Genomic DNA, 22,943 nt, shown 5'->3' with positions numbered 1-22,943 from the left:
TCAGTGCTCTGCTTCATTTTTTATATTGTTTGATTACTTTGTATGATTCGTTTAAATATCTCATGAGCCGGTATGGCTTACTAAGCACGCGGATTGGGAGCCTTGAGATAAATCCATTCAGGTTCGACTTATATTCCTGCGTGATCCGCTTTGGCTTTGTCGCTATTTTTTCATATACTTCTTTGTAAAATTCCTTCATGATGTCGACTTGCACACTGATCTTTTGATGACACTCTGTACACTCAACGCTTTTCATCTGATCATTCACATAAACGATGCTGTGGAGGGTCTCTTCTTGGCACCGAGTACAATGTAGGTTTGCTTCCATTTCGGTTTTCTTCAAGATACACAGCTCCTTTCTCGTTTGATGTTGCTCTTGTTATACCATTCGAACGCTGCAAGCCTTTTATTGCACGGATGCTTCCTTTAAAATGGCTGCCGCCGTTAGTTCGTCTGTCACCAGTACTTGGATGAACCCACCATTTAAAGCCCCTAAAATACTTTCAGCTTTATGGGTTCCTTCTACAACAGCGATGACCGTTTTGACGCTCTTTAATTGTTCCAGCGATAAGCCTATGACCTTTTGATTCAGTTCATCTTGGACAGGTTTTCCTGCTCCATCAAAGAAACGAAAACCAATATCACCAACAGCCCCTGATTGCCTTAAACCAGATAAATCCTCTTCTTTTAAATAACCGACTGTTTTTAAAGTCGACCCTTTATGCGGGTTGCCAATACCGATGAGGGCAATATCCACATTTCTGCCTTCTTCAAGCACAGCTTCTATGTCCTGCATCGCCATTAGCCGTTCTTTTAATTCTTCTGTTTCTAAAATCGCAGGGGCATATAAATAGGAACACGTGCCGTTCATTTTCTTTGCCAGCTCATATGCCAGCTGATTGGCATGAATATCGACTGCCTGCCTGCCCATTCCGCCCTCTAAAGGAATGACCTTCACATCGTTTCTTCGTTCAAACGGATATTCTTTGACAAGCTCAGCAAGCGTCGTCCCCCATGAAATACCGATTTTCTCCGCATTTTTCATGTTTTTAGACAAATAATAGGCGCCTGCTTGACCGACTGCCCGCTTCACCATCTCGGACATTGTCCCAACACTTGGGACAACGACCGCATCTGTTAATTGAAAGGTTGTTTCCAGCTGCTTCTCAAGTTCCACTGTATGAATGCTTTCGTCTTTAATGTACACTTCAACGATTCCCACATCTTTTGCTTTTTGTAAGAGCTTTGAAATGACTGGTCTTGAGACATTGAGCTTTTTTGCAATTTCTTGCTGCGTCCACCCGTCTGTATAATAAAGATGAGCAACTTTGACGAGCTGTCGTCTTTCTTCCCAATTCAGCATGTGACATCATCCTTTTAATATACTATGATTACCAGTATATCAAACATTCGTTTCCAATTGGAACAATTGTTATGAAAATGACAAAAAGAGCGATTAACTCTCCGCTCTTTTTCCCTCAGTATATTTCGGCTGATACGTTCTCCCACCGTCTAACAAGATAATTTGTCCGTGCAAATAACTCCCCTCATCACGTGTGAGAAATAAAGTGAGTCCTGCAATATCATCAGGCTTTCCTAACCTTCCGATGGGAATGAGTGATTGCAGCTGCCTTTTCTCCTCAACAGTCGGATAGAGTGTATCAAGCATTTGAGACTCAATCACGCGGGGAGCAATCACATTGATGCGTATATGATGGGAGCCTAGTTCCTTTACGAGCGATCGCATCAATCCAAAAGCACCTGCTTTTGATGCATAATATTGAATACCGCCGCCTGAGCCGGTGATGGCCGATCCCGATCCAATAATGACAACACTGCCTTCCTGCCGCTCACACATATAGGGTGCCAACGCTTTGATGCAATAGTAAAGACCATATAAGTTCACAGCCAGTGTCTTCTTCCAAAGTGAAAAATCGACTTCTAAAAAAGGCAGAGATTTTGTCATTCCTGCTGAATACACAAGATGAGCAATACCGCCCAGCTCCCTTTCAGCTGCTGATATCATTTGCTGAACACTTTCCCACGATGAAACGTCAGCTTGAAATATCAGCAGCTGAGGATACTGTGTCTTTAAGAGCGAAAGTCCCTTTTCATCTATATCTGACACAGCAACTGGCTGTCCTTCTTTTAAAAAACGCTCAGCTATTTCTTTTCCGATCCCTTGTGCTCCGCCAACGATGAGAACTGGTTTTTGATCATTAGCCAGCGCTCTCACCCCCATCAAGCATAATCGCCACGCCATCTGTAAATGCACCATAGGATGTACTGAGGAACACCGTCATATGTGCCACAGTCTCCTTGATTTGCTCTGTATCAGGAACCAAATCGAGAGGCGGAGGCAGCAGCGCAAGCACCCGAATGCCTTTGTCTTTAAATTCTCTCGCTAACCCTTTTGTCATGGCATTCAGCATAGAATTCGAAGTAGCATGCGAGATCCCGCCATCTCCTGTGATACTGCCTGATGACGATATATTAATGATGCAGCCTTGCTTCTGATCAACCATATGCCATACGGCAGCCTGACTGGAAAGAAAGACGGTATTCACAGCCGATTCCACTTCATCTACCCATCCATCAGGGCTCACGTCATCAAGCTCTGCGCACGCTCCTTGCTCTGCTTGATTGACCAGAATATCCAGTTTACCGCATGTATCAATCACTTGCCTCAGCATCCGTGTCGCATCATGCGGCGTTTCCAGCGGGTTCTGAATAATACTCGCTTGACCGCCCATTTTTTGAATGTCTTCACGAATGGTTTTAGCCTTTGATTCATCATGAAACGTGTGTAAAAAAACATGTGCACCTGCCCGGGCTAAAGCCAGGCAGATGGCTTCTCCAAATCCATCTGTGCTACCTGTCACAAGTGCCGCTTTCTGATGAAGCTGGACGTGCACACGTATCTCCTCCCTATCCCTTGTTTGGCCATTATTTTCTCAGCTTACTCACGATATCAAGTGCTGCTTCATAAAAACCTTCTGAGATGGTCGGATGCGGATGAATCATTTTCGCCATCTCTTCTGCTGTTCCTTCTAAATACATAAAGGAGGAAGCTTCTGAAATCATCTCTGTGACGTGCGGGCCAACCATCGTCGCGCCAATCACTTCACCATAGGCTGTATCGTATACCAATTTAATAAAGCCTGTTTGCTCACCTGCCGCTAGTGCTTTACCGCTTGCCGCTAAATCAAATCGTTCTGCCCGCACGTTAAGTCCTTTGGCTTTTGCCTCTTTCTCAGTCAGACCGACACTTGCTACCTCTGGTAATGTATAAATACATCTAGGCATGATATCAGCATTCATTTTTTCAGACACACCGCAAATATTACTGACCGCAACAGCGGCCTCTGCCATCGCTGCATGAGCCAGTTGATAGCCGCCCGCAACATCCCCAACTGCATAGACACCTTCAACGCTTGTCTGCATCTTGTCGTTCACCTTGATAAAAGGACCATCCAGCTGAAGATCAAGCTGGCTGACAGCAGAAACAGCAGGTCTTCTTCCTACACAAACAAGCAGTCTTTCAGCCGTAAAGATATGCGTCTCCCCTTTATCGTCTGATGCATGAACCGCTTTGACTCCTTCGCTTTCCGTTACCTCTGTCACAGTGGTTTTCTTCGCGATATGGATGCCTTTTTTCTTTAATTCTCTTTCTAGCAGCTTAGATGCTTCCTCGTCTTCTTGCGGAATAATGGACGGAGCTGCTTCAATAATCGTGACTTTTGATTGAAGGCTCTGGAAGATACAAGCCAGCTCAAGTCCAATGACACCGCCGCCAATGATGACGACAGAAGCAGGAATATCTGGGATGTCAAAGATCGTATCACTTGTGTCAAATTGAATGTCTTTAAGGCCCGGTATTGGCGGAATAGCGGGTGAAGATCCAGTGGCAATCATAAGCTCTTTCGTTTCAATCAATTCTGAACCATCTTGTTTTTCAATCTCAATCTGGTGTCTTGTCACAGCTGTACCTCTGCCGTTATATACATCAATCTTTCCTTGCTTTAATAAAAAGGCAATTCCGCCTCTGAGCTTTTCAATGACGTCATCTTTGCGCTTTCTCATTTTATCGAAGGAAAGGACCAAATCACCTGTTTCAATTCCCCAGCTTTTCGCCTTCTCAATTGATTCAATGACTTCTGCATGTTTGAGCAGTGTCTTTGAAGGAATGCAGCCCCGATTTAAACAAGTACCGCCAAGAAAATCCTCTTCAATCAATGCGACCTTCCGTCCACGCTCAGCTGCTTGAAGGGCGGCAGTATACCCGCCAGGCCCTCCGCCAATGACTGTCAGATCATACGTTTTCGTCATCCGATTCATCTCCTACATTAGCAATTCAAATGGTTGTTCAAGCACTTTTTTAAGGTCTGTTAAAAAGGCAGCCGCTGGTGCGCCATCTACCACTCGGTGATCAAACGATAAACTAACGCCCATCATCGGCCGCACCTGAATTTCTCCATCTACCACAACAGGTTTTTCTTGAATGCGCCCAACGCCTAAGATCGCCACTTCTGGCTGATTGATAATCGGGGTAAAGGTATCAATGGCATACATACCTAAGTTACTAATGGTAAAAGTGGACCCTTTCAGCTGGTCTGGCAGCAGTTTTTGGTCACGTGCGTTTCGGCCGATTTCTTTCGCCTCTTTTGTCAGCTGTTTTAATCCTTTTTGGTTCGCATGAGAAATGACTGGAACCATTAAGCCATCTTTTACAGCGACAGCGAGACCAATGTGCACATCATCATGGAAATGGAGCTCATTTTGTTCAAACGTCATATTGATATGCGGGTGTCTCGTGAGTACATTGCTAACCGCATGAATGATAATTTCTGTGAACGACAGTCTGTAGCCTGTCTCTTTTTCAATCGCTGGCAATAGCTGTTTGCGTACTTCTTTTGCTTTTGTCATATCGATTTCACTTGTTAATGTCACGTGCGGTGCTGTAAAGGCACTTTGTGACATGCGATCAGCGATCACTTTTCTCATGCCAGCTAGTTTTTGTGTTTTGACTGGAGAAGACTCAGCTGTTTGTGCAGCTGCTGCCGTTACATCACTCTTCATAATTTTTCCGTGCGCACCAGATCCAGCAACATTCGCTAAATCGATTCCTTCACGAGCAGCCACTTTCTCTGCTAGAGGTGACACGCGTTGATCTTTCTCATTAGAGTGGACAGCCGCCTCGACGTCCCGCTTTTGAACTCTGCCTTTAGGTCCTGTGCCAGATACCTCATGAATCGCCACATGATGATCCTTTGCCGTTTTTCTCGCCGCAGGAGTGGCACGCACTTTTTCATTAGGTGTTTTTGGGGCTTCAGTAGAACTGGATGAAGCCGTGTCTGATGAAGCCGATTCGCTGCTCCCGGATGAATCTTCATCTGATTGTGCTGGCGGTTCGCTTGGCACCTGTTCATTTGCCTCTCCGATATATCCAATGACAGCATTGACTGGAATTTGATCATCGGCTTCATAATATTTCTTTAGAAAAATACCATCATCATAGGCTTCCACTTCGATATTGATCTTGTCTGTCATAATTTCAAAAAGAGGCTCACCGATTTCAACCGAATCTCCTTCTTCTTTAAACCATTGAAGCAAGGTGCCGACTTCCATCGTACTGCTTAGCTTCGGCATAAATATCTCTTTTGGCATGATCTTCTCCCCTTTACTTAAGAGCGCACAAGCTCTTTTGCTGCTTCAATAATATCTGGCACTTGTGGAATGACCGCTTTTTCCAGCGTCGGGTTGTATGGTATTGGAACCGCAAGACCGCCAAGTCGTTTAATTGGAGCATCTAAGTAGTCAAAGGCTTCACTTTCCGCTATCATACTTGCAATCTCTCCGCCATAGCCGCCTCGTTTTACCGCTTCATGAACCACGATACATTTACCTGTTTTCTTCACAGATTCGATAATCGTTTCTTCATCTAATGGGACAAGTGTTCTTGGGTCAATGATTTCAACATCGATTCCCTCTGCTTCTAGTTCCTTCGCCGCTTCTAACGCTTTGTGAACCATAATCGCTGTTGCTACAATCGTGACGTCTTTCCCGCTTCTTTTCACATCTGCTTTTCCTAGAGGAATTGAATATTGCTCTTCAGGCACTTCACCGATTGTTTTATATAAAAGCTTGTGCTCGTAGAAAATGACAGGGTTGTCATCATCCATCGCTGCTTTTAAAAGACCTTTTGCATCATAGGCTGTTGAAGGCTGAACCACTTTGAGTCCTGGAATATGTGCCATCCACGCTTCTAAGCTTTGTGAGTGCTGCGCCGCTGCACCCGTTCCCGATCCTGCTGGCGTTCTTACAACAAGCGGCACCTTCCCTTTTCCGCCAAACATGTATCGTGTTTTGGCTGCTTGGTTCACAAGCTGATCCATTGCGATTGTAATAAAGTCAGAGAATTGAAGTTCTAAAATCGGACGCATACCGGTTAAAGCCGCTCCGACTGCCCCACCTGCGATGGCAGCCTCTGAGATAGGTGTATTGCGAACGCGCTCTGGACCAAATTCTTCAATCATGCCGCGCGTGACCCCAAAAGCACCTCCATATACGCCAATATCTTCACCTAAAATGAAGACATCTTGGTTTTCTCTCATTTCCTGACTCATAGCCTCTCGAACAGCTTCTAAATATGAAATCTCTCTCACTGTTGTTTTTGTCACGTGATTCCCCTCCTAATTAGGCGTATACATCCTCTAATAGTGTGTCAATTGACGGTTCTTTACTGTTTTTGGCGAATTCTACAGACGCTTCAATTTCCTGCTTCGCTTCTTCCTGTAAGCTTGCTGCCTGCTCTTCTGTCAAAACATTCAGTTCAATCAAGAGAGACTTAAAGCGTTTGATGCCGTCTTTTTGTCTCCACTCTGTCTCTTCTTCACGTGTACGGTATTTTTTCGCATCACTCTTAGAGTGACCCTTCCAGCGGTACGTTTTCATTTCAATAAGTGATGGGCCTTCTCCCGCTCTCGCACGGCTGACTGCTTCATCAACTGTGTTCATAATTTCAACCATGTCATTTCCATCAACTGTTTTCCCTGGCATTCCGTAGCTTTCTGCTCTTGTTGAAATATCTTCAATGTTGATCATTTCTTTCACAGGACCAGACATACCGTACTGGTTGTTTTCACAAATAAACACAACCGGTAAATCCCAAATGGATGCGAGGTTTAAAGCTTCATGGAAGCTGCCTTCATTTGTGGCACCATCTCCGAAGAAACAAAGAACAACAAAGCCTTCCTGCTTCATTTTAGATGTGAGCGCTGCACCTGTTGCCAGCGGGATACCGCCGCCAACAATTCCATTTGCCCCAAGATTTCCTTTTTCTAAGTCCGCGATATGCATGGAGCCGCCTTTTCCTTTACAATAACCGGTTTCACGTCCAAACAATTCAGCCATCATTTTATTGACCTCGGCCCCTTTTGCAATACAGTGACCATGTCCTCGGTGTGTGCTGACGATCTTATCTTTATCTTTTAATACGGCAATCGATCCAACAGCTGATGCTTCCTGTCCAACACATAAATGAGTGGTGCCATGGATAAGTCCTTTTGCAAAGAATTGATCGACCTTTTCATCAAAATATCTCACTAACCACATTTGTTTATATAAATCTGCTAATTTCTCATGACTAATCTGTTCAGGCAAAGTGATTTGTTTTTGCATTTCTTCTCTCCCCTTTACATTTGTTCTTGTATGTTACATTTGTAATTATCATACGTTTAAGTGTCAACGAAGTCAAGCAATTCTCTCTCATTTTTAAGCGTTTTCATCTTTTGTCAGAAAAAAAGAGAAAGGCAAAGCCCTTTTCCAAAGAACTTCTCTTTCTCTTTTAATCTCCTACACTCATTCATCTGGATACATCATGATTTTGACGCTCTCACCCTCAGGATTCCTTGCACATTCTATCGCCTGAAGCAGCTGGCTTAACGGATAACGGTGCGTCACCATCTTTTCAGTGTTGACCACTTTTGCTTTCAGAAGCTCAAGGGCTTCACGATAATGATATGGATGCGATGAATAGGCTCCTACTACCTTCACTTCATCATTGAAAAATCGTTCAGCAGGAATGGCCACATCTCCCTTTGGAAAATGAGCAAACACCAAAATCGTCCCGCCTCGCGCTACAGCTTGAAACGCCTCTTTTAAAAGCGCACTGCTCCCAACAGAAATAATAACGAGGTCTGCTCCCTTACCATCTGTTTCTTTCATCACCCGGTTTTCCACTGGCTCAGCTGCTGGATGAAAAGCGGCATCTGCACCTAAACTTCTCGCACGCAGCAGTCTATTCTCATTCACATCTGTTATCATCACTTTTCCAGCTAAATAATATTTGGCAAGCTGCAATTGAATACAGCCAATTTGCCCCGCTCCAAGGATCAAGACGGAATCTCCTGGATGAACAGGTGCTCGTTCAAACCCGTGCAGGCAGCAGGCAACGGGTTCTACCATCGCCCCTTGCTCATAGGATACGTCTTTTGGAAGCTTGCCCATCGTGTGCTTGACATGCAAAGCAGGTATACGGATATATTCTGAAAACCCTCCTGGCTCTACATTTGTGGCTGTAAACTGCGGACACATCGTATAGAATCCCTTTTGACAAAAGTCACAGGTGAAACAAGGCACATGATGCGCCACATAGACCCTGTCTCCCGTCTGGACATTTGTCACGCGTGTGCCGGTCTCGACAACATCACCAGCGATTTCATGTCCCAGCACGGTCCCAGGAGGTACTGTCTCATGCGTTGCTTTATAAATATCCGTTCCGCATAAGCCGCAGGCTCGCAGCTTTAACAGAACTTCATCATCACCGATGACTGGCCGGTTCCGCTCCTCATACCGAATGTCCTCTGAAGAATAAAAGACAGCTGATTTCATGTAGCTGCATCCTCCTTTTCATCACCCTTCGCAAAATCCTGTAACGTTTGCACAAGCTGTTTGTACTCACTCATCTCACTTGATATCCAGTAACGCCCTCCGAATATCCGGGCTGGTCCCACCCTGACATAGACTTTCCCGATATGAGGATATGGCTTTAAAAAAAGCTTTCCTTTAATATCAGACACAGCATATGTGTGCCATCTGCCAAAAGCCCCTATCTTCAGTTGATCTTCACTAATGACGACATTTGTCGGCTGGTTCAGTCCTGTGATACTAGACAGCATGAGAATCGGCAGTGTATAAACGCCCAGCACAGCTAACGGCTCAGGTCCTGCTGACCATAACGTATAAAGAGACCAGAGAAAAAACAGACAGATGAGCACAGCCGGAAGAAAAATAGACAACACTGCCGACGTTCGGCTATAAGCATGATGCTGCATGAGACTTCCTCCTTTCAAATCACTAGAAGGAGCCGCGAAAGCTCCTTCAGAAAATAGCCCTCTACTTGATATGCTCTATGATTTTCTCGATATCATCTTCAATGCCAAATCCAGTTAAAAAGGATAATGTTTGAATCACAGGTGTCCCTTTTGTATCACTCACAGGCGTTGTTGTCACAATTAAATCGGCGCCCTCTGCTTTTTGCGGGACTTCAGATGCCTTACATTGTTCCACCACGACATCATATCCTTTTTCCTTTAATGTCTCTTCTACCTTTTTAGCCACAACCGTTGATGTTGCAACTGCCGTTCCGCATGATACTAATATTTTCTTCGCCATTAGAATCCCTCCAGCTCATTTATTGTTCTTTCTGATCTAAACCCATTTCTTTTGCATACTGCTTTTTAATATCATTTCGCACCCAGTACCATAGAAGCGCATAAGCCAGAGCACAGATAATCGCTGCAATAAAGTAAGGGTTGCTCGGATCAAGAAGTCTCACCATGATCCAAGGAATGACGTGAGAACCAAGGTCAATACCTGAAATCATGTTTGCCCCTTCTGGGAAATCAAAGCCGACGGCTTTCCCCATGGTCGTTGCAAGCGGTGCAAGGTTCGTTGCGATAAAGAAGACAATCATTAATGTAAAAATACTGTTAATAAGGCCGCGAATAATATTTCCACGAGCGGCTGCTACTGCCCAGACAACTGTAAATGGCAGAACCGATAAGTCAGCAAACGGAAGCATGCCATTGTAAGGCAGAACAACAGCGAGCAAAATCGTAATCGGCACCATTAAAAGGGCTACCGCCATATTCGCTGGATGACCAATGACAATTGCTGTATCTAAACCAATATAGACATTTTTCCCTGGGAAACGCTTTTGAATATAAGAACGAGCGCCCTCAGAGATTGGAATCAGTCCTTCCATTAATAACGCAACCATTCTTGGCATTAAGACAAGAACTGCTGCCATTTGAATCCCGAGTGTCATCACGCCTTTTGCATCATAGCCGCCGAGAAGACCAATAATGATACCAAGTATGAGACCCATCACAAGCGGTTCACCAAAGATGCCAAAGCGTTTCTTTAATGTTTCTGGATCAGCATGAATTTTGTTTAAACCAGGAATTTTATCAATGACGCGGTTGGACGCATACATCAGCGGTGCGAAGTTGACCGTTTCAGCATGAGCCATCGATACGCCTTTTAATCCAAAATGGTGTTCGATTGTCGGCGCTGTCCAATCGGCTAATTTAAGCGTGATCGCAGAAACAATCAAGCCAACAGCAAGAGCCAAGAACATATTATGATAAGCGTAGTAAGTAACAGAGGCTGCGAAAATTAAATGCCAGAAGTTCCAAATATCCACATTCAGTGTTTTCGTGAAGTTTACGGACAATAAAATCACATTTAACAAAAGCACAAGAGGAATCATGAGCGGGGCAACAGGTGTACCAAAGGATATGGCAGCGCCAATCGGCCATCCAACATCCAAAATGTCGAGCTTTAGCCCAAGGGAATTAACCATAGCTTTCGCTGCTGGCCCAAGACCGCTCACGAGCAAATTAATGACAAGATTGACACCGACAAATCCAATTCCGATCGTAATACCGGCTCGGAAAGATTTCTTAAAGCCCTGCCTTAAAATCATACCGAAAAGCGTCATAATAATCGGGAGCATAATAGTTGGTCCAAGGTCTAATATAAAATCGACGGCTTGCTTGATCATACATCCACCTCCTGAATTTTTCAGATAAAGCGCTTACATTATTTCATGAATGATTATTGGTTTAGCTCTTGTTGAAGCAAGTGAGCCGCTTCTTCATAAGAGGTCATGTGAGACAGCTTTGTCATCACTTCTTCTTTTCTAAAAAGTGTCATCAGCTTCTCGAGCATCACAAGCTGCTTACTAGGCTCAGAGATTGCTAGGACAAACACAATTTTGGCTTGCACTGTTTCATCGGGGCTCCCCATCTTATGAAACACGACAGGTTCCTTTAATGTAGCAACACTAATCGCCGGTTTGTTCACATGCTCAGGATCTGTATGCGGAATCGCTACCCCAAAAGTTGCAAGCGGGAGACCTGTAGGATATGTTTTTTCTCTTTCAAGCACTGCAGGTAAATAGCTCGATTTAATGTACCCTCCAGCTTCTAACCTGTCTGCTAAGTATGTCGTCACCTCCTCTCTCGAAGATGCTTCGAACTGCAGCGTAATCAGTTGTTCATTTAACTCAAACAAGTTATTCAAACAACCACCCCTTTCATTTGGTATAAATATGAACACATGTAACAAAAAGAATGAACATTTTAGAAAAGAACCTTTTATAAAGCGCTTACAATTATGCGTTCTGAAAAATGTTCAATGTTGTTACCTTTGTAAAGATATTATAATATTCAAAATTATAAGTCAATGTTCCTAGGGAAATTTTTATAAAAAAAAGACGCAGTGATCACTGCGTCTTTCTCTACTCGCCTTCTATACTTCTTGTTAAATGTGGCTTCCTATATCTAAAAATTCAGATACAAATAGATTGTCTGTCTGTACTGCCATTTCTTCCTTTGTGCCAATTTTTTCGATTCTTCCTTCATTCATCACCACGACACGATCAGCAATATCGAATGCTTCTTCTTGATCATGTGTCACAAAAATAGTGGTCATTTGAAAGTCACGATGAACTTTTTTCAGCCAATGCCTTAATTCTTTCCTCACCTTTGTATCAAGAGCGCCAAAGGGTTCATCTAAGAGGAGTGCCTTCGGCTGAACGGCAAGTGCTCGTGCCAGTGCTACACGCTGCTTTTGTCCGCCTGACAGCTGCTCTGGATAACGCTGCTCATACTGCGTGAGCTGAACAACCTCTAAAAGCTCATGCACCCGCTCTTTGATGTCTTTTTTAGGCAGTCTTTCTCCTCTAGGTTTAATTTTCAGCCCATATGCCACATTATCAAAAACCGTCATATTTCGAAAAAGCGCATATTGCTGAAACACAAAACCGATTTGCCGTTTTCGTACTGGAATGTGTGTGTAATCCTGATCTCCGAATAAAACTTGCCCGTTATTGGCGTAATCAAGACCTGCAATGATTCTTAATAACGTCGTCTTTCCAGAGCCAGATGGTCCTAATAAAGAAATCAATTCACCATTTCTTATCGATAAATCCACGTTTTGCAAAACCTTTGTCTGACCAAATTGTTTTGATATTTGTTTTGCTGTAATCCCCAAGGCCGATCCCTCCATTTATGTTGACCGCTTGCCAAGCCGGTGATCCCTCTGCTGAATGATTTGTTTAATGATTAAAGTAATGACTGCCACAAATGCCATAAGAGACGCCACAGCAAAAGCGGCTTGAAATTGGTACTCATTGTATAAAATTTCGATATGAAGCGGCATCGTATTGGTCATCCCTCGAATATGACCTGATACAACCGACACAGCACCAAATTCACCAATCGCTCTTGCCCCGGCTAAAATAACGCCGTAAAAAAGAGCCCATTTGATATTTGGGAGTGTCACAAGAAAAAAAGTCTTCCATCCGTTTGCACCAAGTGTGAGTGATGCTTCCTCCTCATGAATGCCTTCATGCTGCATAAACGGGATTAATTCTCTAGCAATAAACGGAAATGTCACGAATATGGTTGCTAGAATCATGCCTGGTACAGAATAAATGACTTTCCATCCATTCTCCATAAGCCAAGGTCCTAAAAGCCCGTTTGAACCAAATAAAAGCACAAATACAAGTCCAGCAATCACAGGCGAAACGGCAAACGGGAGGTCAATTACAGTCGTTAACAAACGTTTGCCGCGGAAGTTAAATTTTGTGATAAGCCATGCAGCACTCACCCCGAAGATCATTTGAAGCGGCAAGGTGACGACGACAATGAAAACGGTCAATTTGATTGCCGCTAGTGTATCTGGATGTGAGATGGCCAGAAGGTATGAACTCCACCCTTTCTCAAAGGCCTTTGAAAACACGGCGATCAGCGGTATGAGTAAAAATAAAATCAAAAAAGCATACACCACCGTAATTAATAGGATTTTCACCGCTTTAGATTCGGTTACAGGACTTTTATACTGAACATGATGCCGATGACTAAGCTCTCTCTCCAATGGTTTCACCTCACGTATACTTGTTTTTTCCGCTCAACATACCACTGAATGCCGTGAATCAATAACAGGATGAAAAACGAAAGAATCAGCATCAAGCATGCAATCGCTGCTGCACCATGATAATCATATTGTTCAAGCTTGGACATGATCATCAGCGGTGTAATTTCTGTTTTAAACGGAATATTTCCAGCAATAAACACAACAGAGCCATATTCCCCTAGTGCTCTTGCAAACGCAAGTGAAAATCCAGTCATCACCGCAGGAAACAAGGCTGGTAGCAGCACGTGAAAAAAGGTCTGTCTCCTTGTCGCACCAAGAATCGCCGCAGCCTCTTCCACTTCCTGCTGCAGCCCTTCTATCACAGGCTGAACGGTTCGGATAACGAATGGTATGCCGATAAAAATAAGTGCCAAAATAATCCCAATCGGTGTGTATGCCACCTTTAAATGCAGAAATTGACCAATCCACCCATTTGGAGAATAAAGGGTGGTGAGAGCGATACCCGCAACAGCCGTTGGGAGCGCAAAAGGCAAATCGATGAGAGCATCTAAAATTTTCTTTCCGGGAAATGTGTACCTGGCGAGAACCCAGGCAATCAGTACACCAAACCCTGCATTGATGAGAGCAGCTGCAAAGGAAGTCGTCACGGTCAGCTGGAGCGACTTCAATACTCTTGCATCGGTAAACACCTTCCAGATCCCCTCTGCTCCTAATGAAGCCGTCCAAATAAATACCATGGATAAAGGAATGACGACAATCGCACTTACATAAACGAGCGTCACCCCAAGGCTCAGCCCAAATCCAGGCAATATACGTTTTCTTTTATTGGCGGCTGCATGTGTTTTCTTCATCACATCGCCCCCTATTTTTGTCCGCTGTATATTTGATCAAATAAGCCGCCATCATCAAAAAATCTTTTCTGCGCCTTTCTCCACCCGCCAAATGCTTGATCAATCGTCACCATATCAATCTTTTTAAACTGGTCTTTATATTTGTTTAAGACTTCTTGATTTCTAGGACGATAATAGTTTTTCGCCGCAATTTCCTGCCCTTTTTTAGAATATAAATAATCTAAATAAGCCTTTGCCACTTTCTCTGTTCCTTTACGTTTCACATTTTGATCGACGACCGCAACAGGCGGCTCTGCTAGAATACTAATCGATGGGGTGACAATCTCAAATTTGTCTTTGCCTAGTTCGTGCTGTGTTAAATAGGCTTCATTTTCCCATGCAATTAACACATCTCCAAGACCGCGTTCAACAAAGGTCGTTGTGGCCCCGCGTGCACCTGAATCAAGGACTTCGACATGTTCATATAGCTTTTTGACAAAATCCTTTGTTTTGTCTTCATTCCCATGAAATGTTTTATCGGCATATGCCCATGCAGCTAAGTAATTCCATCTCGCACCGCCGGACGTTTTCGGATTTGGTGTAATGATGGACACACCTGGTTTAATCAAGTCGTCCCAGTCTTTAATATTTTTGGGGTTCCCTTTCTTCACAAGAAACACAATGGTCGATGTATACGGAGTTGACTGATTTGGAAATTCTTTTTGCCAATCTTTCGAAAGCAGTCCGCGATCTGCAATCGCATCAATGTCATACCCTAAAGCCAGCGTTGCCACATCTGCCTCGAGTCCATCAATAATCGATCTTCCCTGCTTTCCTGATCCACCGTGAGACTGCTTGATCGTGACATCCTCACCTGTTTTGTCTTTCCAATACGTCTGAAAGGCTTGATTGTATTCCTGATACAATTCACGTGTAGGATCATACGAAACATTTAACAGCTCAACCTTCCCCTTTTGCTTTGAGGATTCGTTTGCGTTTGAGCACGCAGCACTCGTCACAGCCAAGACCACTACGATGGTTACAACCGAGACCCATTTCCACTTTTTCACGTTATCCCGCTCCCCTGTTATCAAATAATAGTGACACCAACCTTGCCGTTTCATACGCAAAAAAGACCCTTAGCCACTTGAAATACATTACAGTCCTGTACTTCAAATTGCCAAGAGCCTTCGGTTGTCCGATCAGCTATGTATGATTGATGTTAGTCTATATATTATTCAAACTATTCACAGGTGTCAACTATGTTTTTTAATTAAACAAAAAAAGAAACGCCATCTTGCAGAGGCGCTTCTTTTCCCGGGAAATGGTTTTAATCGGCAGATAGCTTTAAATTGACACCAACAGCGGTTCCGTTTCTCGAGGAGTCAGCAACTCCAGTAAAAGTCCCTGCTTTTCGATCAATGAGTAAGGCTTGCACATTTCCTATATCAATAGGCGAACTGCCAAAACGGTGACCCATATCATTTAGCTTCGTTCTCACATCAAGGGGAACTCCTACTTCGTAACGGTAAGAAGTTGGACTGTTTGTATATATCCGCGGCTCTTCCACTGCATCTTGAAGCTCCATATCGTATTCAAGCAAGTTTAGGATGGTTTGTGAAACAGAAGCAATAATGGTCGTTCCTCCAGGTGAGCCAACAGTCATGACCGGCTCGTTATCTTTGAATATGATCGTCGGGGTCATACTGGATAATGGACGTTTATTCGGCTGGACTTCATTTGCTCCGCCTGGTCTTGCGTCAAAATCTGTTAGTTCATTGTTTAAGAAAAAGCCATATTCCGGAACAAGAATCCCTGTACCAAATAACTGTTCAATGGTTGTTGTGAATGACACGACATTTCCCCACTGATCGGCAACAGTAAAATGAGTGGTCTCACCAATGGTTTTATCTTCTGGCTGCGGGACAATCGGGGATGGATTTTTTTCATCCTCATAAGCCCATGGATCTCCTTCTTTCGGGTTTTTGTTCATTTGATCTAATTGAATGAGAGAAGCTCTTTTTGAAATGTAATCATCGTCTAGTAGTCCTTTTAGTGGAACATCTACGAATTCGGGGTCGCCTGCATATGCAGCACGGTCAGCATAGGAGAGATGCATTGTTTCAGCAAGCAGCTGATATTTTTCGAATGATTTGGGGTCATATTGTGATAGATTGAAGTGATCTAGTATTTTGAGTATTTGCAGCATAAACACACCGCCTGAGCTTGGTGGAGGCATACTTGCAAGCTGGTATCCTTTATAGTCCCCCCAGATAGGCTTGTCAGTCTTGACCTCATAACGACCAATGTCATCAGTTGTCATCGTTCCGCCAAAATCTTTGACTGTATTTGCAAGTGCCTTTGCTACTTTTCCTTCATAAAATGCTTTACTTCCTTTTTTCGCAATGAGCTTAAATGTTTTGGCAAGACCTGGCTGTACAAGCAGATCGCCTTCTTTGAGCGGCTGATCATCTGGAAGAAAGATTGGCGCTGCAGCCGTTTTTTTCAGCTTCCCTTGATGATCTTCAATGGCTTGTGCCAGAACAGAATCGATTTCAAATCCATCCTCTGCAAGCTGAATGGAAGGCTCAATCAATTCCTTCATCGAACGGGTCCCCCACTTATCCAATGCTGCCTCGAGACCTTTTACTGTCCCTGGAACACCAACCGCATTACCGTGTGTAGACCGCTCAGCAAATGGGATGACTTTTCCTTCGTCCGTTAAAAACATGTCAGGTGTTGCGCCCTGTGGTGCTCGTTCTCTACTATTGATGATGGACGTTTCTTTTGTCTTTCCATCATAAACCATCATAAAACCACCGCCGCCAATTCCAGACATCATTGGCTCTGTCACATTCAGTGCGTACTGGATGGCAACAGCAGCATCCACTGCGTTTCCACCTTTCTTCAATACATCAGCACCTACTTCTGATGCCAGCGGGTGAGCAGTAGCAACCATGCCATCTTTACCAACAGCTACTTTACTCCCATGAGATTCGTTCGCATTGACTTGGCTGACAGGCAGAAAAAACGAGAAAACAAACAGACATATGGACAAAACAGTTAGAGAAATGCGTTTCATGAACAACACCCCTTCCATATTCTTACTTTGACCTTACCGACTTCTTGACCAGAATACAATAGATTATTCTAAAATTTCTAAAATTTTCATCCTATCATCCTACATTTCCCAAATCGGACATTGTTTTTCAAAACATATGACGCACTCGATCATTAGGAATAAAGACACAGCATTTCCAACGATTCGGGTTCAAGGTATAATAAATACAACAAAGAGGGGGAAAAAACGGTGAACAACAAAAGCAGATTATTTTGGGAAGACTATTGGAAAGAGAAATCAGAACAAGCACCCGCTGACGCATTTGTATCGGCGTGGGCATTCGGATCAGATCCAGATCATTTACTTGATCTTGTCAAGCAAGGAAAGAAAACAGCCACTTGTTCTGGTCACCTGTTTTATGAAAAGGAACATGAGCCGCTTCCAAAACCCGGACAATATGCGGTCATTTTGGATAGCCAGGAAGAGCCAAAAGCCATCATTGAAATTACAGATGTAGATGTCATGCCAATGAATGAAGTCCCCGAATCATTTGCAAAAGCAGAAGGTGAAGGCGATTTATCTTATGACTATTGGTATAGAGAACATAAAGAATTTTTCACAGAAGCACTCCAATCATACGGATTAGATTTCAAAGAGGATATGCTTCTTGTTTGTGAAAGGTTTAAGCTGATTCATTCGGCTTCTTAGCCTATAAGCGGTGCCAAAAATGGCCCGCTTTTTTCGTTGCTTTTCCCCTTTTAGAAAAAGGTGTGTTGAGATCACATCTTTAGGTCAGAATAAGATCAAATAGAAAAAGTGAAGAAATTTTCGACTACACCTGTTTTTTTTCGACAAAAGAATATATAATTATTTGATGTGTGCATTGTCTCATTTATACAATGGAGGGTTTTTACATGTTAAAAAGGAAAAAAGACAAGTTTTCCGTCTTGTTAACGGAAATTGCTAAAAATTTAGATGAAACTGCTGAGTATTTTGTTAGCTATAAAGTAACAAATCAAACCACTCTGAAAGAATTTTCTGACACATTGAAGGAATATGAGACAAAAGGTGATAATCATGTTCATACCATGATTAAAGAGCTGAACAAAGCCTTTATTACACCGATTGAACGTGAAGACATTCTTCAATTAACGAATAGCCTCGATGATGTTTTAGATGGAATTGAGCATTTTTCCGCAACATTAGAAATTTACTCAATCACAAGCTCTGACGAACATATCGACAAATTCAGCCACTACATCAGAGAGTGTGCGAAAGAAATTTTAATCACAATTGATTTACTAGCTGAAAATCGCTTGAAAGATATTCATCCGCACGCAATCAAGATTAAAGAGATTGAACATAATTGTGACAATCTTCATCGTAAATCATTAAAGAACTTGTTTGGAAAAGAAACAGATCCAATTAAGGTGATTCAATACAAAGAAATTTACGAAACACTTGAAGAAATCGCTGATTCCTGTCAAAGTGTTGCCAACAATCTAGAAACAATCATTATGAAGAATGCGTAACGGGGTTAGTTAAACATGGACACATTACTCATCCTTACCATACTTATTGTCATTTGTGCACTTGCTTTTGATTTCATTAACGGGTTCCACGATACAGCAAATGCCATTGCGACTTCAGTTTCAACGAAGGCATTAAAGCCTAGACATGCGATTATCATGGCAGCGTTCATGAACTTCTTAGGAGCAATGACATTTACAGGTGTGGCAAAATCCATTACAAAAGATATCGCAGATCCATTTACACTTCAAAACGGCTCTGTTGTGATCTTGGCTGCTTTAATTGCCGCCATCACATGGAACTTGCTTACTTGGTATTACGGGATTCCGAGTAGTTCTTCACATGCACTAATCGGATCAATTGCAGGAGCGGTTATTGCCTCTGCCGGTTTTGGCGCTTTAAACTATTCGGGATTCATTAAAATCATTCAAGCCCTTTTGCTTTCACCTATCCTAGCTTTCGTATTGGGATATATCGTGTATACCATTATCAAAATTATATTTAGAAACAACAATCTCGCAAAAACGAATAAACAATTCCGACGTGTTCAAATTTTAACGGCTGCACTGCAATCGTATACCCATGGAACAAACGATGCGCAAAAAGCGATGGGTATTATTACGATGGCTTTAATTGCAGGTAATTTGCATACAACAGACGATATTCCTTTCTGGGTACAATTCTCTTGTGCGCTTGCAATGGGACTCGGTACTTCTATTGGCGGCTGGAAGATTATCAAAACAGTCGGCGGTAAAATTATGAAAATTCGTCCAGTAAACGGAGTATCTGCCGACTTAACAGGTGCAGCTATTATCTTCGGTGCGACGTTTATTCACTTACCTGTTAGTACCACTCACGTGATCTCATCTTCTATTCTAGGTGTAGGTTCTGCACACAGAGTCAAAGGGGTAAACTGGGGTACGGCAAAACGTATGCTTGTCACTTGGGTGATTACATTACCGATTTCAGGCACTCTAGGAGCTCTTATATACTTTGTGTTAAATGCGATTCTCTAATTTCAAAGACCTGTCTGACAGGTCTTTTTTTATTTGTCTGCACACTTAAATATCCTTTCCCCGCAGGACATTTTTTCATGAAGCAGGGTTTCCAATCATATCCATAGAAATAAACAAGTATTCATCTGTCTATGGGAGAGAAGAACATGCTATTATTTTTTCAATTGACTGTATGGTTATTGCTAGGTGCTCTTGCTGTGTATGTATTTGCGGTATGGCGCTTTGAACAAAAAGTAAAAGAAAAGATGTTTGCCATTCGTAAAACGTGGTATTGGATTTATGTAGCGGGTGCTGTCGTGTACTGGACAAATGATCCTTCTTCTATCTTCACTGATTGGATGCACTACTTGATCATTGCCGTTTTTTTCGCATTAACCGATGCTTTCATCTTTCTTAGCTCCTATATTAAGAAACTCGGAAATCATGAGCTGGAAACCGACACCCATCAACTCCTTGAACAAAATAACGATCTGCTTCATTCTTACCTTAATAAACTAAAAACGTACCAATACCTATTGAAAAATGAACCGATCCATGTATATTATGGAAGTGTAGAGGCATATATAGAGGGAATTGAGCGGCTAATTTATTCTTTTGCCGACAAGATGAATATTCAAGCGGTGCTTTGTCCATACGATACGCAGGAACAAAAAGATGACCTGCTTCGGACACTTGACCAGCGGGCTCTCATTCAGGCGAAGCTTGACAGGCAGGAAGTATATTATGATGATTTCGGTCATTTGGTGCTCATCCCATTTTCTGTAGCAGATGCTCATTTTGTCATTAAGCTCACCTCCGATGAGATTGTCACGGAGTTCGACTATTTATTAATGACATCACTTACAACAATTTATGACCTAATCTTGCCTGACGAAGAGGAAGGTGATGAAGATGGACCACGCACTTCAAGGGGATAACAACAATCCTAAGAAAAACCCTTTTAAGATTTTAAAGAAAAAACGCCATATCAGTATGGCCGATTATAAGGTAAGCCCCCATACTGAGCGAATTTTTAAAAAGAATGAACAGCTTCTGGATGAGTATAAAAATAAAAAGGCTTGATTACACTAAAGGACGCGGAACGAAATCCGCGTCCTGATTCCATTTTTACATAGACTTGCATACAATATGCTATACGCTGCAACGATTGAGGTGCCAAAATGAAAAAGAAAATCAAACAACTAAGGTATGTTCAGTTTGCCGAATATCAGCCATCCCCATATACTAGGCGATTAATTGAAAAAAGTGAAACAGCCATCCAATCATACAAACAGAAACACTCACTGATTTAACAGTTTAAGCAGCTTCTCCTTCGTTTTAGGACCGTATACCCCATCACTTGTCAGACCGTTCACCAGCTGAAAGCGTGCCACGGCATTCGCCGTTTTTTCCCCGTAAACACCATCGATGCCTTTATCTGCAGCCGATTTATCAGGATAAAAATAAACGGCAGCAAGCGCTTTTTGGACGAGGCGTACGTGCTCTCCCTTCGTTAGAGGCGAAGTCACCTTTAAAATCCCATCCGGCAGCTCATACATCATTTTTCCATCATTTCGATAAATTTTAAGAACCTGTCCAATTTGAATCTTGTTCGGGTCGCTAATGTTATTCCACTTCTGTAGATCCTGAACTGTGACGTCATGAGCTTTAGCAATACTCGTTAACGTATCCCCGCTTTTGACGACATACGTGATGACCGTCTCAGGGTCTCCTGCCGTTTCAATTCCTTTTTTAAATTCATCCCATGTAGCAAGAAGCAGGCGCGGACATGCTTTTCCAGACCAGTGCTGATGTGTAACCACGTTAGCTAGTGGAATGTTATGTTCTTTCAACAGCTTTTGGATGAGCCATTGCGCATGTTTGACCGCTTGCTGGAAATTCCCATCTTCATTTTCACAAATTTCAATGCCGATCGACTTTCGGTTACCATTGCCTTGTCCGTCCCCTGCATGCCAGCCATTTTCATTTAACGGCAGATGCTGAAAGATTTCATGATCATCCACTGTAAAGTGCCAGCTCACCTCTGTCGTTGGGCGTTTCACATATGCCGCATGACTTTTCGCATCCGCTCCTTTTGATGTGTTTGCTGTGTTATGCACCGTCACATACATCGGTGTCATGGCGTATCCTGGGCGGTTTCCGTTTCCAACTGGAATAAAATCTTGATAAATTTCTACCATGTTCTGCACTCCCTTTTGCTAGATTGAATTGATCTTTCTCATCAATTGGTGGCGTTCGTAAGACACATGAGTTTGTTTTAGTGATAAGACTATGGTAAAATTTGAATTCAATCCACTCTTTTTAGTAGTGGAAAACGTAAAAATGCAGAAAAAAACAGGAATTAATTCCATTTTTCCTTGATTTTATGTTAAAATTGTTAAAAATAAGCCGATATTAAAAGTAAGCAATGGCTCAATTAGCTATTTAGTCCTATATGGACTTTTCTTTTACGCCAAAAACAGAACATACGTTTGCTTGGAGGTTTTTAAATGACTGGATTTTTAACCCATTTAGAAGAAGAGATTAAGCGGTTATATGCCAAATTACAAATAAGCGGTCCTGCTTATAGAGACATGCAAAGGATCGCTTCTGAATTTCATGTATGGGTCCACTATGAGGATACTGGCAGCATGATGATCAAACATCAAGGTCTTTACAGTATTATATTAAACAGATCTCTATCATCAGAGGAACAATGGCAGGATTTTGCCCACGAGCTTTGTCATGTGCTGAAGCATGCAGGCAATCATTTCAAGATGAACAAACTCTTTCGAGAACTGCAAGAGTTTCAGGCTAAACAATTCATGTATCACTTTTGTGTACCGACCTTTATGCTGATGCAAATGAAGCTTCCAAACCTTCGGCAGCAAGCCATTTTGCAGATTGCGCAAACATTTCACGTCACCTGGGCTTTCGCTGAAAAGCGGCTTGCCTTATTCGAACAGCGGAAAGCAGGCATACGCTTTCAACAAGAGTTTACATCTTATTTAATGAAAGCTGAAAAGGTCGCGGAAAAAGAAGCTGTTTATCAAACGTAAGCCTTTCTGCATAGGAGAGCAG

At 42.7% G+C, this 22,943-nt stretch carries 25 protein-coding genes; 6 read left to right on the top strand and 19 right to left on the bottom strand.

Features of this window, described 5'->3' with window-relative positions:
- Positions 1 to 13: 13 nt before the first annotated feature.
- The 18 genes from NSQ72_RS06095 to ggt form a co-directional block, all read right to left on the bottom strand.
- Positions 14 to 343, bottom strand: a complete 330-nt coding sequence (locus NSQ72_RS06095; RefSeq protein WP_024426788.1) for a hypothetical protein — start codon at positions 341 to 343, stop codon at positions 14 to 16.
- 63 nt (positions 344 to 406) lie between these two features.
- Complete coding sequence (locus tag NSQ72_RS06090; protein ID WP_058838940.1) at positions 407 to 1,363, bottom strand: sugar-binding transcriptional regulator; 957 nt, start codon at positions 1,361 to 1,363, stop codon at positions 407 to 409.
- A gap of 93 nt (positions 1,364 to 1,456) precedes the next feature.
- Positions 1,457 to 2,242 carry an SDR family NAD(P)-dependent oxidoreductase gene (locus NSQ72_RS06085; RefSeq protein ID WP_058838939.1) on the bottom strand — a complete coding sequence of 262 codons (786 nt, stop codon included), beginning with the start codon at positions 2,240 to 2,242 and terminating at the stop codon, positions 1,457 to 1,459.
- Positions 2,220 to 2,915, bottom strand: a complete 696-nt coding sequence (locus NSQ72_RS06080) for an SDR family NAD(P)-dependent oxidoreductase (RefSeq protein WP_058838938.1) — start codon at positions 2,913 to 2,915, stop codon at positions 2,220 to 2,222. The genes NSQ72_RS06085 and NSQ72_RS06080 overlap by 23 nt, the downstream gene beginning before the upstream one ends.
- A gap of 31 nt (positions 2,916 to 2,946) precedes the next feature.
- Entirely contained in the window at positions 2,947 to 4,329 is a 1,383-nt protein-coding gene (lpdA, locus tag NSQ72_RS06075) for a dihydrolipoyl dehydrogenase (RefSeq protein WP_058838937.1), read from the bottom strand.
- 12 nt (positions 4,330 to 4,341) lie between these two features.
- Positions 4,342 to 5,667, bottom strand: coding sequence for a dihydrolipoamide acetyltransferase family protein (locus NSQ72_RS06070; RefSeq protein WP_064498342.1), 1,326 nt, complete (start codon positions 5,665 to 5,667; stop codon positions 4,342 to 4,344).
- Positions 5,668 to 5,684: 17 nt separating this feature from the next.
- Positions 5,685 to 6,665: an alpha-ketoacid dehydrogenase subunit beta gene (locus NSQ72_RS06065; protein WP_034281944.1), complete on the bottom strand. Its 981-nt coding sequence runs from the start codon at positions 6,663 to 6,665 to the stop codon at positions 5,685 to 5,687.
- A gap of 31 nt (positions 6,666 to 6,696) precedes the next feature.
- A complete protein-coding gene (gene pdhA, locus NSQ72_RS06060; protein ID WP_039177954.1) occupies positions 6,697 to 7,680 on the bottom strand; it encodes a pyruvate dehydrogenase (acetyl-transferring) E1 component subunit alpha in 984 nt (327 codons plus the stop codon).
- A gap of 180 nt (positions 7,681 to 7,860) precedes the next feature.
- Complete coding sequence (locus tag NSQ72_RS06055) at positions 7,861 to 8,892, bottom strand: alcohol dehydrogenase catalytic domain-containing protein (protein WP_058838935.1); 1,032 nt, start codon at positions 8,890 to 8,892, stop codon at positions 7,861 to 7,863.
- Complete coding sequence (locus tag NSQ72_RS06050; RefSeq protein ID WP_041085086.1) at positions 8,889 to 9,335, bottom strand: hypothetical protein; 447 nt, start codon at positions 9,333 to 9,335, stop codon at positions 8,889 to 8,891. The genes NSQ72_RS06055 and NSQ72_RS06050 overlap by 4 nt, the downstream gene beginning before the upstream one ends.
- Positions 9,336 to 9,396: 61 nt before the next feature.
- Positions 9,397 to 9,675, bottom strand: a complete 279-nt coding sequence (locus NSQ72_RS06045; protein ID WP_047203576.1) for a PTS sugar transporter subunit IIB — start codon at positions 9,673 to 9,675, stop codon at positions 9,397 to 9,399.
- A gap of 19 nt (positions 9,676 to 9,694) precedes the next feature.
- The gene (locus tag NSQ72_RS06040) at positions 9,695 to 11,068 is read right to left on the bottom strand and encodes a PTS galactitol transporter subunit IIC (RefSeq protein ID WP_025093457.1); all 1,374 of its coding nucleotides are present in this window, start codon (positions 11,066 to 11,068) and stop codon (positions 9,695 to 9,697) included.
- Between the two features lie 53 nt (positions 11,069 to 11,121).
- Positions 11,122 to 11,589, bottom strand: a complete 468-nt coding sequence (locus tag NSQ72_RS06035; protein WP_058838933.1) for a PTS sugar transporter subunit IIA — start codon at positions 11,587 to 11,589, stop codon at positions 11,122 to 11,124.
- 240 nt (positions 11,590 to 11,829) lie between these two features.
- Entirely contained in the window at positions 11,830 to 12,561 is a 732-nt protein-coding gene (locus tag NSQ72_RS06030) for a sulfate/molybdate ABC transporter ATP-binding protein (RefSeq protein ID WP_185847123.1), read from the bottom strand.
- Positions 12,562 to 12,576: 15 nt separating this feature from the next.
- Positions 12,577 to 13,446, bottom strand: a complete 870-nt coding sequence (cysW, locus tag NSQ72_RS06025) for a sulfate ABC transporter permease subunit CysW (protein WP_059376840.1) — start codon at positions 13,444 to 13,446, stop codon at positions 12,577 to 12,579.
- Between the two features lie 5 nt (positions 13,447 to 13,451).
- Positions 13,452 to 14,297, bottom strand: a complete 846-nt coding sequence (cysT, locus tag NSQ72_RS06020) for a sulfate ABC transporter permease subunit CysT (RefSeq protein ID WP_106025259.1) — start codon at positions 14,295 to 14,297, stop codon at positions 13,452 to 13,454.
- Positions 14,298 to 14,308: 11 nt separating this feature from the next.
- The gene (locus tag NSQ72_RS06015) at positions 14,309 to 15,346 is read right to left on the bottom strand and encodes a sulfate ABC transporter substrate-binding protein (protein WP_106025260.1); all 1,038 of its coding nucleotides are present in this window, start codon (positions 15,344 to 15,346) and stop codon (positions 14,309 to 14,311) included.
- Between the two features lie 260 nt (positions 15,347 to 15,606).
- Entirely contained in the window at positions 15,607 to 17,358 is a 1,752-nt protein-coding gene (gene ggt, locus NSQ72_RS06010) for a gamma-glutamyltransferase (protein ID WP_341083588.1), read from the bottom strand.
- Positions 17,359 to 17,586: 228 nt separating this feature from the next.
- On the opposite strand from ggt, the gene NSQ72_RS06005 reads away from it, so the two are divergent.
- From NSQ72_RS06005 to NSQ72_RS05985, 5 genes are all read left to right on the top strand, one after another.
- Positions 17,587 to 18,045, top strand: a complete 459-nt coding sequence (locus NSQ72_RS06005; RefSeq protein ID WP_059376836.1) for an ASCH domain-containing protein — start codon at positions 17,587 to 17,589, stop codon at positions 18,043 to 18,045.
- A gap of 206 nt (positions 18,046 to 18,251) precedes the next feature.
- The gene (locus NSQ72_RS06000; RefSeq protein ID WP_024426775.1) at positions 18,252 to 18,869 is read left to right on the top strand and encodes a DUF47 domain-containing protein; all 618 of its coding nucleotides are present in this window, start codon (positions 18,252 to 18,254) and stop codon (positions 18,867 to 18,869) included.
- A 15-nt stretch (positions 18,870 to 18,884) separates the two neighbouring features.
- Positions 18,885 to 19,883 carry an inorganic phosphate transporter gene (locus NSQ72_RS05995; RefSeq protein WP_017359158.1) on the top strand — a complete coding sequence of 333 codons (999 nt, stop codon included), beginning with the start codon at positions 18,885 to 18,887 and terminating at the stop codon, positions 19,881 to 19,883.
- Between the two features lie 146 nt (positions 19,884 to 20,029).
- On the top strand, positions 20,030 to 20,800 hold the full coding sequence (locus tag NSQ72_RS05990) for a type II toxin-antitoxin system SpoIISA family toxin (RefSeq protein ID WP_039177934.1): 771 nt from the start codon (positions 20,030 to 20,032) through the stop codon (positions 20,798 to 20,800).
- Complete coding sequence (locus NSQ72_RS05985) at positions 20,775 to 20,945, top strand: type II toxin-antitoxin system SpoIISB family antitoxin (protein ID WP_024424961.1); 171 nt, start codon at positions 20,775 to 20,777, stop codon at positions 20,943 to 20,945. The genes NSQ72_RS05990 and NSQ72_RS05985 overlap by 26 nt, the downstream gene beginning before the upstream one ends.
- Positions 20,946 to 21,163: 218 nt before the next feature.
- Here the strand turns inward: NSQ72_RS05985 and NSQ72_RS05980 are convergent, their stop codons facing one another.
- Positions 21,164 to 22,063: an N-acetylmuramoyl-L-alanine amidase gene (locus NSQ72_RS05980; protein WP_039177933.1), complete on the bottom strand. Its 900-nt coding sequence runs from the start codon at positions 22,061 to 22,063 to the stop codon at positions 21,164 to 21,166.
- 309 nt (positions 22,064 to 22,372) lie between these two features.
- Here NSQ72_RS05980 and NSQ72_RS05975 point away from each other — a divergent pair, with 309 nt between their 5' ends.
- Positions 22,373 to 22,921 (top strand): ImmA/IrrE family metallo-endopeptidase, encoded by a 549-nt coding sequence (locus NSQ72_RS05975; protein ID WP_341083585.1) that lies wholly within the window; start codon positions 22,373 to 22,375, stop codon positions 22,919 to 22,921.
- Positions 22,922 to 22,943: the final 22 nt, after the last annotated feature.

It is taken from the genome of Bacillus sp. FSL R5-0659 (genome assembly GCF_038008785.1).
In the GTDB taxonomy this organism is placed as follows: domain Bacteria; phylum Bacillota; class Bacilli; order Bacillales; family Bacillaceae; genus Bacillus; species Bacillus safensis.
Note: the sequence above shows the minus strand (reverse complement) of the source record. Positions and strands in the feature narration are given on the sequence as shown.

Bases quoted from the DNA above. Each gene is read 5' to 3' on its own strand.
- pdhA (WP_039177954.1), bottom strand. From the start codon at position 7,680: ATGCAAAAACAAATCACTTTGCCTGAACAGATTAGTCATGAGAAATTA.
- NSQ72_RS06045 (WP_047203576.1), bottom strand. From the start codon at position 9,675: ATGGCGAAGAAAATATTAGTATCATGCGGAACGGCAGTTGCAACATCA.
- NSQ72_RS06000 (WP_024426775.1), top strand. From the start codon at position 18,252: ATGTTAAAAAGGAAAAAAGACAAGTTTTCCGTCTTGTTAACGGAAATT.
- lpdA (WP_058838937.1), bottom strand. From the start codon at position 4,329: ATGACGAAAACGTATGATCTGACAGTCATTGGCGGAGGGCCTGGCGGG.
- NSQ72_RS06050 (WP_041085086.1), bottom strand. From the start codon at position 9,335: ATGCAGCATCATGCTTATAGCCGAACGTCGGCAGTGTTGTCTATTTTT.
- NSQ72_RS06070 (WP_064498342.1), bottom strand. From the start codon at position 5,667: ATGCCAAAAGAGATATTTATGCCGAAGCTAAGCAGTACGATGGAAGTC.
- NSQ72_RS05975 (WP_341083585.1), top strand. From the start codon at position 22,373: ATGACTGGATTTTTAACCCATTTAGAAGAAGAGATTAAGCGGTTATAT.
- NSQ72_RS06085 (WP_058838939.1), bottom strand. From the start codon at position 2,242: ATGGGGGTGAGAGCGCTGGCTAATGATCAAAAACCAGTTCTCATCGTT.
- NSQ72_RS05990 (WP_039177934.1), top strand. From the start codon at position 20,030: ATGCTATTATTTTTTCAATTGACTGTATGGTTATTGCTAGGTGCTCTT.
- NSQ72_RS06090 (WP_058838940.1), bottom strand. From the start codon at position 1,363: ATGCTGAATTGGGAAGAAAGACGACAGCTCGTCAAAGTTGCTCATCTT.
- NSQ72_RS06040 (WP_025093457.1), bottom strand. From the start codon at position 11,068: ATGATCAAGCAAGCCGTCGATTTTATATTAGACCTTGGACCAACTATT.
- NSQ72_RS05995 (WP_017359158.1), top strand. From the start codon at position 18,885: ATGGACACATTACTCATCCTTACCATACTTATTGTCATTTGTGCACTT.
- cysT (WP_106025259.1), bottom strand. From the start codon at position 14,297: ATGAAGAAAACACATGCAGCCGCCAATAAAAGAAAACGTATATTGCCT.
- ggt (WP_341083588.1), bottom strand. From the start codon at position 17,358: ATGAAACGCATTTCTCTAACTGTTTTGTCCATATGTCTGTTTGTTTTC.
- NSQ72_RS05980 (WP_039177933.1), bottom strand. From the start codon at position 22,063: ATGGTAGAAATTTATCAAGATTTTATTCCAGTTGGAAACGGAAACCGC.
- NSQ72_RS05985 (WP_024424961.1), top strand. From the start codon at position 20,775: ATGGACCACGCACTTCAAGGGGATAACAACAATCCTAAGAAAAACCCT.
- NSQ72_RS06055 (WP_058838935.1), bottom strand. From the start codon at position 8,892: ATGAAATCAGCTGTCTTTTATTCTTCAGAGGACATTCGGTATGAGGAG.